At 68.9% G+C, this 17,083-nt stretch carries 11 protein-coding genes; 6 read left to right on the top strand and 5 right to left on the bottom strand.

What is annotated here, in order from left to right:
* Positions 1-245: 245 nt before the first annotated feature.
* The 3 genes from Q664_RS10460 to mgtA form a co-directional block, all read right to left on the bottom strand.
* Positions 246-1,502: a clostripain-related cysteine peptidase gene (locus Q664_RS10460; protein ID WP_043392959.1), complete on the bottom strand. Its 1,257-nt coding sequence runs from the start codon at positions 1,500-1,502 to the stop codon at positions 246-248.
* Positions 1,503-1,645: 143 nt separating this feature from the next.
* Positions 1,646-1,963, bottom strand: a complete 318-nt coding sequence (locus Q664_RS51895; protein WP_052517931.1) for a hypothetical protein — start codon at positions 1,961-1,963, stop codon at positions 1,646-1,648.
* A 138-nt stretch (positions 1,964-2,101) separates the two neighbouring features.
* Positions 2,102-4,645, bottom strand: coding sequence for a magnesium-translocating P-type ATPase (mgtA, locus tag Q664_RS10455; RefSeq protein WP_200883681.1), 2,544 nt, complete (start codon positions 4,643-4,645; stop codon positions 2,102-2,104).
* A 148-nt stretch (positions 4,646-4,793) separates the two neighbouring features.
* Between mgtA and Q664_RS10450 the strand changes: the two genes are divergently transcribed.
* The 3 genes from Q664_RS10450 (at position 4,794) to Q664_RS51890 (ending at position 11,622) form a co-directional block, all read left to right on the top strand.
* Positions 4,794-5,120, top strand: a complete 327-nt coding sequence (locus Q664_RS10450) for a 2TM domain-containing protein (protein WP_052517930.1) — start codon at positions 4,794-4,796, stop codon at positions 5,118-5,120.
* A gap of 164 nt (positions 5,121-5,284) precedes the next feature.
* Positions 5,285-7,042: a glycoside hydrolase family 88 protein gene (locus Q664_RS10445; protein WP_052517929.1), complete on the top strand. Its 1,758-nt coding sequence runs from the start codon at positions 5,285-5,287 to the stop codon at positions 7,040-7,042.
* A 221-nt stretch (positions 7,043-7,263) separates the two neighbouring features.
* Positions 7,264-11,622 (top strand): carboxypeptidase regulatory-like domain-containing protein, encoded by a 4,359-nt coding sequence (locus Q664_RS51890; protein WP_084609697.1) that lies wholly within the window; start codon positions 7,264-7,266, stop codon positions 11,620-11,622.
* A gap of 51 nt (positions 11,623-11,673) precedes the next feature.
* On the opposite strand, the gene Q664_RS10435 is transcribed toward Q664_RS51890, so the two are convergent.
* A complete protein-coding gene (locus tag Q664_RS10435) occupies positions 11,674-12,660 on the bottom strand; it encodes an aromatic ring-hydroxylating oxygenase subunit alpha (RefSeq protein ID WP_235216633.1) in 987 nt (328 codons plus the stop codon).
* A gap of 108 nt (positions 12,661-12,768) precedes the next feature.
* Between Q664_RS10435 and Q664_RS10430 the strand changes: the two genes are divergently transcribed.
* From Q664_RS10430 to Q664_RS10420, 3 genes are all read left to right on the top strand, one after another.
* Positions 12,769-13,806, top strand: a complete 1,038-nt coding sequence (locus Q664_RS10430; RefSeq protein WP_043392956.1) for an AraC family transcriptional regulator — start codon at positions 12,769-12,771, stop codon at positions 13,804-13,806.
* 80 nt (positions 13,807-13,886) lie between these two features.
* On the top strand, positions 13,887-14,933 hold the full coding sequence (locus Q664_RS10425) for a DUF6607 family protein (protein WP_152622020.1): 1,047 nt from the start codon (positions 13,887-13,889) through the stop codon (positions 14,931-14,933).
* A 146-nt stretch (positions 14,934-15,079) separates the two neighbouring features.
* Positions 15,080-15,556, top strand: coding sequence for an Imm26 family immunity protein (locus Q664_RS10420; protein ID WP_152622019.1), 477 nt, complete (start codon positions 15,080-15,082; stop codon positions 15,554-15,556).
* Positions 15,557-15,617: 61 nt separating this feature from the next.
* Here the strand turns inward: Q664_RS10420 and Q664_RS10415 are convergent.
* Positions 15,618-17,083, bottom strand: a 1,466-nt coding sequence (locus tag Q664_RS10415; protein ID WP_052517927.1) for a non-ribosomal peptide synthetase, incomplete at its 5' end; no start/stop codon positions are given.

Genomic DNA, 17,083 nt, shown 5'->3' with positions numbered 1-17,083 from the left:
GCTCGCGGGAGTCCTCGCGGGAGTCTTCCGTCCGGTCCGTGCCGGACGCGGGCGGCTCTGGCGGGTGGTGCGACATGGTGCCCCTCCTTCGGCGGTGGGCCTCTGCCCTCTCTCGAAGTTCGGGGTGCCGGGCACGCGAGGCAATCCATCCAGGGGCCTCTCGTGCGAGCACGGCGCATGCCCGCTCCGTCTCCGGGCTCGTTCCCCGGGGACAGAACTCACCCCGCGACCCGTCTCCCGGCACCTCAGGCATAGGCCTGGATGAAGTCGTCCCAGTGCGTCTTCTTCGCGAAGGCGAGGCGGTCATAGACGACCGACACCGAGCTGCGCGGGGTAGGGCAGTAGATGGTGACTCCCGTCGAGCGCGCCACCGTCTTTCCCTTGTGGGCCTCGGCGACGACGAACGAGCGGAGGAGGTCGGGCCCCTTCTTCAGCAGCGCGAGGGTGTGTTCTTCCATCGCCGGGCTGACTTTCTTCAGCTCCTTGAGGAGCTGATTGACCAGATCGCCCAGGTCGATGAAGTCCGGGAAGGCATAGGCCTGGGTGGCCTTGATGGCGCGATGCACCGCGACGAACCCCATGGGATTCTTGATGAGCGTCAACATCACGGAGGCGAGCGCGTCCACCGCCTCCGCCATCTTGGGCGCCTGCCGCAGGTCCAGCAGCGATTGGGTCACCTCCTCGCGCGCGTACGACTCCACGTAGCGCTTGACGATGGTGGAGCCCAACTCCTGCGCGGACATCCCCGGCTTCGCCACGAGGTCCGCCAGGATGGTGTCGTAGGGCCAGCCATCCCCTGGCTCGCTCTCCTCGGAGCCGACGACGAAGTCCGTCACCCCGCGCAGCTCGTACGCCAGCTCGAGCATGTTCATGAGGCAGGCGTCGAAGCCGACCAGGTCGATCTTCCTCCGCGTCCGCTTCTTGACCTCCGACAGGACCTGCTTCAGCTCCATGTTGTCGAGGAAGTCCCGGGAGGTGTCGTCGTAGGCGATGGCCCTGTCCTGGAGCGCGGAGAGCACCGTCGTGCCGAAGAGCGCGCGGTGGTAGCCATGGGCCATGGCGCCGTGGACGCGGCCCAGGGGCACGGTGTCCCGGGTGGGCCTGGCGCGGCGCTCGATCTTCACGCCGAGCCGTGACGCCAGCCGGTACACGTTGCTCTCATCGATGCCCGAGCCGTGGTTCCACAGCACGGTGAGGTAGTGGTTCGCCGGGCTGCGCTGGATGCCCCATCTGAAGAAGTCGATGGCGCACTGGGGATCGCCGGTGTTCGTCTCCCCGAGCTCCTCGACGATGTCCTCATCCGCCGTGGTCCCCTTGCGGACATGGTAGCGGCGCGTCTGCTGGTCGCCCATCTTGTCGAGCTGGACGAGGATGTCGACGTCATCCGTCGAGCCGACCTGTTTGAGCTCCTGGAGATCATCCAGGGCCGCGTCCTCGAGGTTGTTGTCACCGGCCATCCAGACCATGACCGTCCATTGCTTCTTGCCCTGTGGCGCTGGCATGTGCGCCCCCCTTGTCCTTGAGTCCAGCCTGAAGGTGGCGTCTGGGGTGTTTCACGGTACAGGGGCTGGAACGTGTCGAGCCGGGACTGGCCGCGAGAAGGAAGGCCGAGTCAGCGGATGCCTACCCACACGCATGGACGAGACTACGCCGGGACGGTGCGGCGCGGGGCCCGTGTGCGACGGGGCGGCTGGGACTCGCGTTGGCCAGCGCGTCCATGCCGGCTCCACACGTCGGTCATCAAGGAGAGGACCAACCCCACGACGGGCCAGAGCGTCCACTGCCCGCCGAACCAGTGCTGCACGGCCGAGTACCAGAGCAGGGTGGTGGGCAGGAAGATGAAGCCGAGGATGGGCCAGAGCAGCGTGTCGAACATGCCCCGGAACCAGCCGGTGAAGAACCACAGGATGAGCGTCAACAGCCGGGGGATGACGAGGGCGCCAAGCGCGAACAGGACGGGCATGTTCGTCTCCAATGGAGGTGCGAAGGGAGGGGACGGATGTCCGATCTACAAGCTGGGGAAGAGCCCGGGCGTCCGCCAGTCGTTGGGATGGAACCGGAGGGGGAGCGCCCCATCGTCAGACAGGAACGCGAGCGGCCCTCAGACGTAGCGGCGGAAGAACCAGCGCTTGAGGAGCTCGGCCGACAGCAGGTAGCCCACCACGAGCACCGCGAGCACTCCCAGCAGCGCCGGCGGAGGGGGCTCGAAGCCGAACCAGCGCCCCAGAGAGGTGAAGGGCAGCACGTTCGCCACCAGCACCGCCCCCAGCGAGCTGGCCACCAGCCACGGTGAGGGCCGGCTGCGCAGGGGATGGCGGCGGGTGCGGATGACGAAGATGACCAGCACCTGCGTGGTGAGCGACTCCATGAACCAGCTGGTCTGGAAGAGCGCCGGGCCCGCGTGGAAGAAGAGCAACAGCACGCCGAAGGTGGCCGCGTCGAACACGGAGCTGAGCGTGCCGAGCACCGCCATGAAGAGCCGGACGAAGCGCAGATCCCACCGGGTGGGCCGCTCCAGCTGCTCTGGATCCACCTCGTCCAGGGGGATGGCCAGCTCCGACACGTCGTAGAGGAGGTTGTTGAGCAGGATTTGAATGGGGCGCATGGGGAGGAACGGCAGCAGCACCGAGGCCCCGGCCATGCTCAGCATGTTGCCGAAGTTGGAGCTGGTCCCCATGCGGATGTACTTCATCACGTTGCCGAAGGTGCGCCGGCCCTCGAGGACGCCGTCGTACAGCACGGCCAGGTCATGGCGCAGCAGCAACAGGTCCGCTGCCTCGCGGGCCACGTCCACCGCGCTGTCCACCGAGATGCCCACATCCGCCGCGTGCAGCGAGGGGGCGTCGTTGATGCCGTCACCCAGGTAGCCCACCACGTGCCCGCGCCCGCGCAGCGCGTGGATGACGCGGCTCTTCTGTCCCGGAGAGACGCGGGCGAAGAGCGTGGTGCGCTCGGCGCGCACCCGGAGGGCGGGCTCGTCCATCGTCCCCACCTCCGCGCCGGTGAGCACCCCCTCCACCTCCAGCCCGAGCTGGCGGCAGACGTGTAACGCCACCCGCTCGTTGTCGCCCGTCACCACCTTCACCTTCACCCCCGCGCGGACGAGGGCCTCCAACGCGGGCCGCGCGCTCTCCTTGGGCGGATCCAGGAAGGAGGCGAAGCCCGCGAGCACCAGCTCCGTCTCGTCGTCCAGGTGGGCCACCTGCATGTCCGGGGCCTCCTCGCGCCAGGCCACCGCCAGCACCCGGAAGCCCTCCGCGCCCAGGGCCTCGAAGCGCGCCCGCACCCGCGTCCGGGCCTGGGCATCCAGCTCGCGCGGCACCCCGTCCAGCTCGTACCGGGTGCAGCGGGCCAGCATGTCCTCGGGCGCTCCCTTCACCACCAGCACCCGGCGGCCCTCGTGCTCCAGCAGTACGGACACCCGCCGCCGCTCGAAGTCGAAGGGCACCTCGTCCACCTTGCGCCAGCCGCGTGCCTCCACCTCCGAGTGGGCGAGGATGGCCTCGTCCATGGGGCTGCGCAGCCCGGACTCGAAGTGGCTGTTGAGCCAGGCCCACCGCAGCACCTGCTCGCTCTCGCGCCCCGTGGCGTCCTCGTGCCGCTCCAGGCGGATGCGGGCCTCGGTGAGGGTGCCCGTCTTGTCCGTGCACAGCACGTCCATGCTGCCCAGGTCGTGCACCGCGCTCAGCCGCTTGACGATGACCTGCCGCGCCGCCATCCGCATGGCCCCGCGCGAGAGCGTCACCGACAGCACCATGGGCAGCAGCTCGGGCGTCAGCCCCACCGCCAGCGCCACCGCGAAGAGGAAGGACTCCAGCAGCGGCCGGTGCGCCTGGACGGCCACCAGCAGGACGAAGAGCACCAGCAGCACCGTCAGCCGCATCAGCATCAGGCCGAAGTGGCGCGTCTCCCGCTCGAAGGTGGTGGAGGGCACGGGCTCGGCGAGCGCCCGGGCGATGTCCCCCACCGTGGTACGCGCCCCCGTGGCGAAGACGAGCGCCCGCCCCGTGCCGCTGATGATGGAGGTGCCCATGAAGATGGCGTTGCGCGCCTCGGAGGGCTCCGTCCCTGGTGGTTCGTCTCCCGGCTGCTTCTCCACCGGGTAGGGCTCGCCGGTGAGCAGGGCCTGGTTGACGAAGAGATCCCTCGCCTCCAGCAGCCGGGCGTCCGCCGGCACCAGGCTGCCCGCCGACAGCAGCACCACGTCGCCCGGGACGAGCTCCCCCGCGGGCACCTCCCGCTCGGCGCCGTCCCGGAGCACGGTGGCCTTCAGGGCCACGGAGGTGCGCAGGCGCTCCGCCGCGTTGTCCGCGCGCCGCTCCTGGACGAAGTCCAGCGTCACGCTCATCAGCACGATGCTGGCGATGATGGCGGAGCTCGTCAGCTCATGCGTGAGGAACGCCACCCCGCTGGCCACCAGCAGCACCAGCACGAGCGGGTTGGCGAAGCGCCGGAGGAACTCCACCCAGACCGGGCGCCGGGCGGGCCGCCCCGGGGTGTTGGGCCCATACCGGACGAGCCGCTCCGTGGCCTCGTCCTGGGACAGGCCTCCGGACGCGCACGCCAGCCGTGACAGCAGGGCCTCCCGTGTTCCGCACCAGGCCGGCGCTTCCTCCAGGCGTGCCGTGGGACGCCTCTGCTTCACCGGCCCGGGCGCCCGACCCATCGTTCCGCCATGGCAACACCCTCCCTCGCCGGAAGGTGTGCTCCGCCCGCGCGGGGACAAGCCGCCCCCGGGTGCCACTGGACGCGGGCGGGCACCGCTCCCCAGCTTTGAAGGTGGAGGCGCCCCCATGCCAGACCTCGAGAATGACAAGCAGGCATACGAGCGCGCGCACAAGCGCGTCACGGCCTTACGCGATTTCTACATGCACTTCCTGTGGTACCTCGTGGTGAACCTCGGCTTGTTCGTCATCGACGCGGTGACCCCCGGCGGGCCCTGGTTCTTCTGGCCGCTCATCGGCTGGGGCATCGTGGTGATGATGCATGCGCTCGCCGTGCTCCTGGAGGGGACCGTCCTCAGCGAGCGGTGGGAGGAGCGCAAGACCCGCCAGTACATGGAGCGGGACAGGGACCGCCTGGGCGGCCCTCCGCGGCCTCCCCGGCCCCTGGCACCCTGACACCCCGGCGGGAAGGCGCCGGAATGGGCCGGGAGGGAGGGGGACGCGTCCTCACGTCAACCCTTCGTCCACCAATGAGCCAATGGTCTCCGGGCCCACGTGCCCCATCTTCCCCGCCAACAAGGGAGGGAGGAATGGCAATGATTGCCAGGAATCGAGCAAGAATGTTCGCCGGGGGAGTGGTGGGGTGTCTGGGCTTGCTGGCGGGTCCGGCCCGTGCCGACTTCAACGAGACGAAGGCGGACTATTCCCTGCAGTTCTCTCAACACCAGATGTTCTGGACGGCCGCGCAGGGCACGCCGGGCCAGTACCCCAAGACGAGCCCGCTGAACTCCGGGCGCTGGACGACCGTCGCCGCCAATGACCTCGCCGGATGGACGCAGGGGTTCTTCCCCGGTCTGCTCTGGCAGATGTACGACAAGACCCGGGACCCCGCCTGGCGGACGCGGGCGGAAGCCTGGACCACGCCCCTGGCGGTGCAGCAGAACAACACCACCACGCATGACATGGGCTTCAAGTTCTTCACCAGCTATGGCCAGGGCTACCGCCTGACGGGCAATGCCACCTACTCGGGCGTCCTGGTCACCGCCGCGCGCTCGCTGGCCACCCGCTACAACCCGACAGTGGGCATCATCGACTGCTGCGATTGGAACTCGCAGTGGGACGTCCCCATGGTCACCGACACCATGATGAATCTGGAGCTGCTCTTCTGGGCGGCCCGGAACGGGGGCGACGCGAACATGAACGACAAGGCGCTCAGCCATGCCCGCAAGACCATGAACGACATGGTCCGCCCGGACGGCAGCACCTGGCACGTGGTGGATTACTCCCGCACGGGCGCCATCCGCTCCAAGGGCACGTTCCAGGGCTGTTCGCGGTGTGCGGACCAGTCGAAGGCCACCTGGGCCCGAGGCCATGCCTGGGCCATGTATGGCTTCACCATGGCCTACCGGTACACGACGGATCCGCAGATGCTGGCCACCGCGCAGAAGGTCACCGACTTCTACCTGAACAATCTGCCCGCGGACTTCATCCCCAACTGGGACTTCCATCCCCAGGCACCCCAGCAGAAGGACTCCTCCGCCGCCGCCATCGCCGCCTCGGCGATGATGGAGTTGAGCGCGTATGTCCGGGATCCGGTCATCTCCCAGCGCTACCGGAACGCGGCCCTCGCCACGCTGGATGCCCTCAGCGCTCCGGGCTACCTGGTCATGGGCACCAGCAACAGCCCCGGTGTCATCAAGGGGGGCGTGGGGTTCTTCGAGAGGGGGGAGGATGTCAACGCGAGCCTCATCTACACGGACTACTACTTCACCGAGGCGCTGCAGCGTTACAAGATGCGGGCCCCGGGCGGGTGGGTGGCGTCCATCTCCTTCGGCCCCAGCGTGCAGAGCCTGGGCACCGCCAACACCGGCGTCCGGGTGGTGGAGTTCGACGTGACGCCGCTCACCGAGCCCGTCGATGCCGTCATCGGCTACACGGACACCTCCACCAACGCCACCACCTACAACGAGCTGCCGCTCTCCATCCGCCTGAATCGGAATGGCACCTTCGACGTGCGCCGGGGTGCTGTCTACGAGGCCCTCGCCCGGGTGGAGTACGATCCCTACAAGAGCTACCACATCCGGATGCGGGCCGATCTCAACGCCAGGAACTACAGCGTTTGGATTACCCCGCCGGGAGGAGCGCCCATCCTCGTGGCGGATCGCTACGCCTTCCGGACCGGTGCGCCGGCCATCGATGATCTGGGCAAGGTGGTGCTCAAGAGCGGCATCTTCGACAACGAGATCCGGGTGCTGAACCACACCGTGAGACCGGAGGCGGCCGCTGCCCAGGCCCCGGCCGCTCAGCCCGCCGCGAAGGCGCGCACGCCGCGGCCCGAGCGGCCCGCGAGCCGGCCTCCGCCTTCGGACAAGAAGTAGGGCGGCTCCCGGGTGGGACGCCCCGGCGTGCGCTCCAATGTCTGCTTGGAATTCGAGACATGAGCGCGCCGTGGAGCTGTTGTCGGCGTGGCGCTCTCCGGCACCGTCGACCGATGGATGGGTGGCGCGAAATGGCTCATAACGCGTGAACCCAAAGAAAGGTCAAACCTCACCATCCATCGCAATGCCAGCCGCTCTTTCTCGAGCGGCGAGGGAGAGTCATGTCCAGGCTGAGAATCTCGTTCCTCGATGTCCGATGGAGTGCACGGCTGCTCGCACTCTTCATGTCGTTGGCCGTGCTCCTGCAAGCGTGCAAACCAGACACCCCTCCAGGTACGCCGGACCCAGCACCGCCCACCCCGGCCCGCACCGCCTGGGTCGTCCTCCGTCAGCAGGCGGACTTGAGCCCGGCCTTCGGGATGAAGGACTGGAATGCCCGCGGACGCTTCGTCATGGAGCAGCTCCAGTCCGTGGCCCGGAGCAGCCAGGGTGATCTCCGCAACCAACTGCGGAGCAACGGTGTGGACCACCAGCCGTTCTGGCTCGTCAACGCCATCCGCGTGAAGGCGGACGATGCGACCCTCAAGGCGCTGGCCAGCCGGCCGGATGTCGAGCGCGTCCTCCAGGAGGAGGAGTACCGCATCCCGACGCCGATCCCCGGCACGCGGCTGCCGACCCCTTCCGACATCGAGTGGAACATCTCCCGTATCCGCGCTCCCGAGGTCTGGTCCACCTTCGGCACCCGCGGCGAGGGCATCGTCATCGCCAGCATCGACACCGGCGTCCAGTTCGATCACCCCGCGCTGGCACGGCAGTACCGCGGACGGCTCCCGGACGGCACCCTCGACCACAACTACAACTGGTTCGATCCCTCCAGCATCTGCGGCAGCCCCTCGCTGGCGCCCTGCGACAACGTCGGCCACGGCACGCACACCATGGGCACCATGGCGGGCGATGATGACAGCGGCAATCAGATTGGCGTGGCGCCGGGCGTGCGGTGGATCACCGCCAAGGGATGCGAGGACCTGAGCTGCACGACCGAGGCCCTGCTGGCCGCCGGCCAGTGGATGCTCGCCCCCACCGACCTGAGTGGCAACAACCCGCGGCCGGATCTACGGCCGCACATCGTCAGCAACTCGTGGGGAGACGGGCCGACGGACCCCTTCTTCCGGCCCATCGTGCAGGCCTGGGTCGCCGCGGGCATCTTCCCCGCCTTCGCCGTGGGCAACGCCTTCGATGTGGCTTCCTGCAATAGCGCGAGCGTGCCGGGCGCGTACCCCGAGAGCTACGCGGTGGGCGCCTTCGACATCAACGGGTTCATCGCCCCCTTCTCCCTCCGGGGCCCCTCGGCGTTCGACGGTCTCATCAAGCCAGACATCGCGGCGCCCGGCGTGAACGTGCGCAGCAGCGTCCCGGGCAATGGCTATGATGTCTTCAGTGGCACCTCCATGGCCACGCCCCACGCGGCGGCCACGGTGGCGCTGATGTGGTCCGCGGCTCCCTCGCTGATGGGAGACGTGGCGGGCACCCGCACCCTGCTGGACGCGTCGGCGGTGGACCGGGAGGACCTGAGCTGCGGCGGCACCCCGGCGGACAACAACGTCTGGGGCGAGGGCCAGCTCGACGCCTTCGCCGCCGTGGAGCGCTCTCCCACGGGCCCCACCGGCATCCTGCGCGGTGTGGTGACCGATGTCTCCACCGGCGATCCCATTGTCGGTGCGCGCGTCCTGGCCGAGGGTCCCATCACGCGGGAGGCGTTCACGGATGAGGAGGGCCGGTATTCCCTGACGCTCTCCACGGGGACGTACAACGTCTCCGCTTCCTTCTTCGGTTATGGGCGCCAGGTCGTGGCGGATGTGGAGGTGACGGAGGGCGATGTCACCCCCCTGGACTTCTCGCTGGTCCCGGTGCCCGCGCATACCGTCTCGGGCCGGGTGCTCGACTCTTCCGGGTCTCCCATCGCCTTCGCCCGCGTCACCCTCCTGGGCACCCCCCTTCCCACCACCCTCACCGACGCGGCCGGCGCCTGGCGTTTCGAGCGCGTGCCGGAAGGTGAGTACGACGTGCGGGTGGAAGCGGACGGCTGCTTCCTGCCACGCACCGAGCACCTGGTCGTGGATGGCGACGAGTCGCTGGACCTGGTGCTGGAGTCCCGGACGGATGCCTATGGCTACTCCTGCCGGTACGAGGCGTCCACCTATGTCGAGGCCACCACGCCGCTCCCGCTGAGCGGTGACGACAGCGTGGTCCTGGTGTCGCTGCCCTTCCCCTTCACCTTGTATGGCCGGACGTACGGCTCCGCCTACATCTCCACCAACGGCAACCTGAACTTCCTCGCGCCCAACGCGAACTTCTTCAACGAGTCCATCCCCAACCCGAATCCGCCGAACGCGGCGGTCTATGCCCTCTGGGATGATCTCTTCGTCGACGGGGAGTCCAGCGTCCTGACGCTGACGCGTGGCACGGCGCCGGAGCGCGAGTTCATCGTCGAGTGGCGCAACGTGGCCTTCCTCGCCGACACGTCCCAGCGCATCGACCTCGAGATCATCCTCACCGAGCGGGGACAGATCCTCATGCAGTACCGGAACATCGGGGGCACCGGGCTGGACAGGGGCGAGTCGGCCACGGTGGGCATCGAGAACGAGACGGGCACCGACGCGCTGCAGTACTCGTTCGATACCGCCTCGCTGCGCGATGAGCGGGCCATCCGCTTCACCCTGCCGCCCAACGGCTTCGTCGAGGGCGTGGTGACCGACGCCAACGACGGCCTGCCCATCGCGGGTGCCACCGTGCGCGCTCTCTCCGGGGGCACGGTGGTTCGCGAGACGACCACCGGCGCGGACGGCCGCTACCGCATGCAGCTCTTCCTGGGCACGTACACGCTGGAGGCCTCCGCGCCCAACTACGTCACCGAGACGGACACGGTGACGCTCTCCACGGATGGCGAGGTGGTGACGCGGAACTGGGTGTTGCGCACGGCGAATGCCGTCCTCTCACCCACCGTGCTCGAGTTCATCGTGCCGAGGGGCGAGCGGCGGACCCAGTTCCTGACCCTGCGTAACACCGGCTCCGCGCCCCTGGAGTGGAGGTTTCGCGAGACGGGTGGAGCGCGGGCGAGCGTCGTCCCCCGGCGCGGGCTCACCCGTGGCCTGAAGTTCGACCCGCTCAGCCACACCACGCGGGAGGTCTTCGGCGGCGAGCCGCTTCCCGGCTGGAGTCCAACGCTGGTGGGAGACGTCCTGCACAGCTGGCCGACGGGACTCGAGCAGCCCTGGGGCGTGGGCTTCACGGGCAACGTCTGGCTCTCGAATCTCTTCAACGTGAGCAACCACGAGTTCACCGTGGATGGGGCGATCACGGGGCGCAGCTGGCTGGCACCGTGGGCGGGGGCGTGGCCGGGTGACATGGCCTACGACGAGGGCCGCGGCCTGATGTGCCAGGTCAACGTTGGCGGTGACAACGGCATCTACTGCTGGGATCCCGCCACCGGCAACGTGGTGGACTCCATCACGGGCGCGTTCCCCTGGACGGGGATCTCGCAGCGTGGTCTGGCCTACCGGCCCGATGACGACACCTTCTACATCGGTGGTTGGAACGAGGGCATCATCTACCACGTCAAGGGCCTGTCCCATCCGGACCGCGGCACCGTCATCGGCCAGTGCAACCCGGCGGATGGAAGCATCTCCGGTCTGGCGTGGAACCCGGCCTTCAACGTGCTCTGGATGGCCACCAACAGCCCGACCGACACCATTTACGAACTCAACCCGGACACCTGCACGGTGCTGGCGACCCTGGCGCACCCGGACGCCGGCTTCAGTGGTGCGGGCCTGGAGCTGGATGATCAGGGCAACCTGTGGACGATCGGCCAGAACAGCCGCCAGGCGTACCTCATCGAGAGCGGCGTGCCGCTCTTCACGGACGTGCCCTGGATCTCGGAGAGCCCCGAGAGCGGGACGTTGGCCGCGGGCGGCAGCCAGCGGATCACCGTCACGGTCGATGCCACCGGCCTGGAGCCGGGCGTCTACCACGCCACGTTGCACCTCCAGAGCAACAGCGGGCGCACGCCCAGGCAGCAGGTCCGCGTCGTGATGATCGTCCCGGAGTATTACCAGGGGGTGAACGCGGGCGATGGCGCCTACGTCGATCGCGCGGGCAACGCCTGGGCGGCCGACCAGCGGTTCAGCGCCGGACGCTGGGGGTATGTCGACTCGTCACGCACGGCGCGGACCAGCTCCTCCATTGCCGGCACGGAGGACGATCCGCTCTACCAGACGGGACGCAAGGGCTTCTTCGAGTACCGCTTCGATGGCCTGTCGCCGGGCGTGTATCAGATCGATCTGCGCTTCGCGGAGATCCAGAACGAGGATCGTCTGGAGCGCGTCTTCGACGTGGTGGGCGAGCAGACCCTCCTGCTGCCGGCGCATGACATCGCCGGAGAGGTGGGCCGGCGGACGGCGGATGACCACAGCTTCTTCCTCGAGGTCACCGACGGTCAGCTCAACCTCCGGTTCGTCCCACGCGAGGGCTACGGCGATCCGCTCGTCAACGCCCTGCGCGTCTTCCAGCGGCCGGATCGGTAGGCGTCACCGGCGCGGGGGGCAGGCCGTCGCGCTGCCTCCACCGCGCCTCCTTCAAGGCAGGGCCCGCCGCTGGACGCCTTCCCCCGCGGGGAGCGTCTGGCGCTGGGCTTCCAGCCGCCGCTCGTACAAGCGGTACCAGAGCGCGATCCCGGCATCCGCCCGCACCAGATGGAAGTCCTCGCGGGCGGGGTGCCGGGGCTCACTGTCCCGAAGCACCGCGTGGTCTTCCGGCTGGATGAGCCGCACCTCCGTCTGCACGAGGAACCACGCCACGAGCCCGCCCAGGAGCGGGAGGCCGCTGCGGTAGCGGAAGACCACCCAGGTGTTCTCCGCGTCGATGGGCGTGGCCACCGCCATGGCCCGGGTGAGCGCACCGAAGTGGAGGAGCACCAGGTGGGGAAACAGCACCCGGAGCTCCGCCACGAATCCGCTCCGGCCGTTCCACGGTTTGCCGTCATCCGCACGCAGGACACCGCGGGTGTGGATGACGTCACCCTCGAGGCGCGCCGTGTAGGGATCCAACAAGGTTCCCATTCCAGGGGCCCACCGGCGGTGAGCGAAGGGGAAGTGGTGGAGGTCCAGGTTCCCCTCCATCACGCGGGGGAAGGGGACGTTCCAGGTCAGCGTGGCGGTACATGCGCCCGCTCCCGCCTCCGGAAGCTCCTGGCTCCAGGGCAGCGGGGGGAGTTCCTCCCGCTCCTCGCCCCACCAGAGCCACACCAGGCCGAGCCCCTCGCGGACCCCGTACCCCTTCACCCGCAGGTCCGCCCGGATGGGGCGCGCGTCACCGTCGCAGGGGACGCGCACGCACGCTCCTTCCGCCGCGAAGCGCAGGCCGTGGTAGGGGCACTCCAGGCATCCGTTCACCACCCGGCCCCTGGAGAGGTCGGCGCCCCGGTGGGGACAGGCCGCTTCCTGGACCACGGGCCGGCCCTGGGCGTCCCGCCACAGCACGAGCCGGCGGCCGAGCCGGGTGACTCCCACGGGCCGGCGGCCCAGCCTCTTCGATTCCAGCACCGGGTACCACGTGTCCCGCACGAAGTCCTCTCGTGCTCCCGGTCTCCGCGTCTGCCTATCCTCATCCATTCCCATCAGCCAGGGGCCTCCTCTGTCTTCAATGTAGAAAGGCCCCACCGGACGTGAGTGATGCCACGCGCCAGAAGGAATGCTCCCACGCGCCAACCGCGCCCGGCACCCGCGGGCCCCACCGTCTGGGCCGGGCTGGCGCTCCGGGTGCTCGATTCCGCCGAGGCCCGAGGGCTTCCCCGCCATGTCCTGCTGGAGGCTTCCGGGCTCGAGCACGCGCGGCTCTCCGCACCCGAGGCGCGCGTCTCCCTGCTCTCCGTCTACACCCTCCTGGAGGAGGCGGCGGACCGGCTGCGAGATGGATGTCTCGGGCTGCACCTGGGCGCGGCCCTGCGCGTGGATGACCTCGATGCGCTCGGTTTCCTCATGGTGAGCAGCCGCACGCTCGGCGACGCACTGGAGCACGTGCTGCGCTACCAGCGTCTCTGGAGCGAGGGAGAGCGCTTCTCGCTGGAGCGGAACGCCGGGCGGGTGACGGTGACGTACCATCCCCACGGGCCCGAACGCCTCGCACACCGGCTGATGGCCCAGCTCGTCTTCGCGGACCTCATCGTGAATGGCGGGCGGCTGGTGGGCGGTCTGCCCGGGGCCCGCCTGCGGCTGCGGGGGCCACGCCCCGTGGAGGCGCCCGAGTATGCGCGCGTGCTCGGCGTGCCCGTCTCCTTCCGCGCGCCGCAGGACGTCCTGGTGATGCCCGCGGCCCTTCTCGCGCGTCCCCTGCCTGGAGCCGACGCTGGCTTGTCGGGAGTGCTCGCGCGTGCCACGGATCGGATGATGGCCGGGCTCCCCGCCTCGTCCCGTGTGGCGGACCAGGTCCGGGCCCTGCTGCCCGAGCTGCTGCCCGAATCCGGCGCGAGCCTCGCGCACCTGGCCGCCCGCCTCCGGATGAGTCCCCGCACGCTGCAGCGCCGTCTGCGCGACGAGGGCACCTCGCTGGAGGCCGAGCGCGAGGCCTTCCGCCGGCAACAGGCGCACGTCCTCCTCGAGGCGGAGACCCCCATCGCCGAGGTGGCCTGGCGGCTCGGCTACTCGGCGCCGAGTGCCTTCCACCACGCCTTCCGCCGTTGGACAGGCCGGTCTCCCCGGACGTTCAGCTGAAGGCAGTCCACTCGTAGGTGCCGGGGTGCGCGGTGCCCTCGGCTTGACGGTGGGTTCCCGGGCATGTGAAGAACCTGCGAATGCGAATCGTTATCAATATTGCGGCATATGGTCTGGCGGGTGTGCTGACCCTGGGGACGGGGGGCTGTGCGACGACGCAGTCCGCCGGAGCCTCGAGTGGGGCGCCTCCGCCGGAGTTGGCGGGGGACGCGGACTTCGCGCGGGGACGGGAGGCCCTGTCGAGGATGGGGGGCTGCTTCCTGGTGGACTACAACTTCCACGAGACGAAGGCGTTGGCGCAGGGGTACACGCGCGACGAGCGCGTCTACGACGTCAACCAGAAGAAGACGGTGCTGGAGTGGATCTACCCGGTGGAGGAGGGGAGGAAGATCCGCGTGCAGCACGTGCTCTTCGCGCTGGATGAGCAGGGCCAGTTCATGGAGGGCTCGATGCTGCGCCACCAGGCGGAGGACTGGGAGTACGCGCCGGCCTTCTATTTCGAGTACCAGGGACAGTCGCGGTGGAAGAAGGTGCGGGTCGAGAAGCCCCAGGGACAGTGGGCGCGGCGGGTGACGAACCTGGACGATGGGCTGCGCTACCAGTGCGTGGGCGCCTGGGTGGGTCAGGGGCAGCGGCTGGAGTGGGAGTGCGGAGACAACTTCGCTCCCATCCCGGGACGGGAGACGCGGGACATGAAGCGCTCGGACTACCAGGCGCTGGTGCGCGGTACGCGCCTGGTCACGTTCCCCTCGCACTTCGTGGAGCGGCAGAAGAACGTGAAGACGGTGCTGGCGGGCGAGGAGCGCAAGCCGCTGGCGGAGGAAGTGGGCCGCAACTGGTACCTGCGGATGCCGGAGAAGGATTGCCAGCAGGCGATGGACTTCGTGAAGGCGAGGGGCGCCTACTGGCGGCTCCTGCAGGAGACCTGGGCGGAGGTGTTCGAGCAGGTGGATGACTTCACCGAGGCCACTCCACCCGAGGCCCCTCCGCGTTTCATGAAGATCATGGAGCTGGAGGACGAGGTGCTGCCCCGCCTGGCGGATCCAGCGGGGAAGGCCGAGGCCAAGAAGCGGATCCTGGAGATCATCCAGACCTATCGCCCCACTGCCGCACCCAAGGTTCCCTGACAGGGAGGCTGGTGGTGAGATACTGGTAGCGTCAACCGGGGTCCCACCGAGGTGCCGTAGCCAAAGACAACCCTCACGGCCAACGGTTCCATGATGCCTCCACCACACGTTGGGGGCAGCTCCACCCCTACACAGGAAACTAGAAGGTGAAGACAACGTATAAACCAGGGTCGTTCTTGATGATTTCCCTCGCCGATGGCTCATTCGGCTATGCGAGGACGCTCGAACCACCGTTTGACGCCTTCTACGAGTACAGAACCGCCGAGCCGGACGCGGATCTGGACCGGATCGCATCAAAGCCAATCCTCTTCAGGATAGTCGTCAGCCTCCCCTATTCAGACTCCTGGAGGTGCATTGGGTGGAAAAAGCTCGAAGAGTGTTTCAATCAACCTATCGTCCAATATAGGCAAGCAGTGGGCCCCTTCGGCCGCTGCACGATTTTCGACAACCTTGGAATGGTGCGACAGGCGGAGCCTCACGAGTGTCTCGGACTCGAGCCCTCGGCCGTCTGGGAGCCGCGGGGCGTCGAGGAGCGCCTGCTGGACGCCTTCATGGGACGGCCCAACGCGGCGGTGGAACACATGAAATCAGAGCTGCGAAACAGGATACCCAAGGCTCCCTGACCGGGATGCTGGTGGTGAGGGGCCGGAGGCAGGCTCCGGCCCCTGAGACAGGGCGAGGCGGTCAGGCCTGGAGGGCCCGGCGCTGTGACTCCTGGGCGTCTGACGCCAGAGCCTCGCGCAGGATCTCGGCGAGCTGCTGCACGAGAGGCTCACGCAGCAACGCATGGTGGTTTCCGGGCAGCACGTGGCGCTCGAGGTTGCTGCCGCTCATCGCCGTCCACCCCCCGTCCTCGGGTTGGCCCGTGACCTCGCCTGCCTTCACCAGCAGCAGCCGCTGATCGGAAGTACAAGGCGTGTAGCGCTGGCCGGCGCGCAGGTTGCTCTCGAAGACGCGCAGCAGGATGCGGAGCTGATCCATCCCGGCACCGGGCGGCAGGGCTCCGCTGCGCTCACCCACCTCCAGCACCCGTGCCAGCACCGCCTCCGGCTCCAGGGCCTCGAGCTGCTCCCACTCCGGCATCAGCTCCGCTCCGAAGCTGCCCAGCAGATCTCGCAGGAACAGCGCCGCCGCCTCGGCGGGCTTCAGCTCCGGCCAGGCCTCTTCCCGAGGAACGTACGAGTCGATGAGGGCCACGAGCGCGACCTCCTCTCCGCGTTGACGGAGCTGGCAAGCCATCTCGTACGCGATGACGCCACCCAGCGACCAGCCGCCCAGCAGGTAGGGGCCGGAGGGCTGCACCGTGCGGATCGTCTCCACGTAGAGGGCCGCCATCTCCTCCACCGAGGACAGCGGAGCACCGAGCCCATCCAACCCCTGGGCTTGCAGGCCGAACACGGGGCGCTCGGAGCCGAGCTGGCGCGCCAGCCCGGTGTAGCTGAAGACGTTGCCTCCCACGGGGTGCACCAGGAAGAGGGGCGTCTTCTCGCCACCACCACTCAAGGGGACGAGCGGGGACCAGGGCAGCGGGGACTCCTGCCGCAGCAGCGCGGCGAGCTGCTCCACCGTGGGCGCCCTGAAGAGGGTGGCCAGGGGTAGCTCGCGGCCCGTGGCCTCTCGTATGCGCGCCATGAGCCGCACGGCCAGCAACGAGTGGCCGCCCAGCTCGAAGAAGTTGCTGCGCACTCCGACCGGCCGCACCCCCAGCGTCTCCTCGAAGACGCGGGCCACCACCAGCTCCAGCGCATCCCGAGGCGGGATGAAGGTCTGCTCCAGCCCCCCGTGCGAAGCCTCCGGCGCTGGCAGGGCCTTGCGATCGAGCTTGCCGTTGGGCGTCAGGGGCAGCGCCTCCAGGGCCACGAAGGCCGAGGGCACCATGTACTCGGGCAGGGACCGCAGGAGGTGGGCGCGCAGGACGGAGGCGTCGGGCGAGTCGCCGGTGACGTAGGCCACCAGCCGCTTGTCGCCGGGCACGTCCTCGCGCACCAGGGCCAGGGCCTGTCGCACCGAGGCATGGCGCGCGAGCACCGCCTCGATTTCACCCAGCTCGATGCGGAAGCCGCGCAGCTTCACCTGTTGATCCAGGCGCCCCAGGTATTCCAGACGCCCGTCCGGCAGGTAACGCACCAGATCGCCCGTCTTGTACATGC

This window comes from Archangium violaceum Cb vi76 (assembly GCF_000733295.1).
Classification (GTDB): Bacteria; Myxococcota; Myxococcia; order Myxococcales; family Myxococcaceae; genus Archangium; species Archangium violaceum.
Note: the sequence above shows the minus strand (reverse complement) of the source record. Positions and strands in the feature narration are given on the sequence as shown.